Consider the following 255-nt stretch of genomic DNA (forward strand, 5'->3'; position numbering starts at 1 on the left):
CAAAGTTGGCCAGCGGATTTTTCCAGATCAGCACACGGGTCTTGATGCCTCGGCGACCTCGAGCATCCAGCAGTTCACCGATGCGATCGCTACCGGGTTTGAAGCGCATCGCCGGGTCAAATCCCCAGCTGATGATTTCGACACTCTTGTACGCCGCCTCGATGGCCTCGTAGACCGCACCGAAAGCCTCCTCGCCGTTGATCAGCGGAGTAACCCGCACCCCGCCGCGCGGAGGGTAAATGGTATTTTTGGCGT

Annotated in this window: 1 pseudogene; it reads right to left on the reverse strand. The window is 59.2% G+C overall.

Features of this window, described 5'->3' with window-relative positions:
• Window positions 1–255 (reverse strand): annotated as a pseudogene (locus AACY45_RS29085) (hypothetical protein); the annotation flags it as partial.

Origin of the sequence: Pseudomonas sp. RA_35y_Pfl2_P32 (genome assembly GCF_963970735.1) — a bacterium.
Classification (GTDB): domain Bacteria; phylum Pseudomonadota; class Gammaproteobacteria; order Pseudomonadales; family Pseudomonadaceae; genus Aquipseudomonas.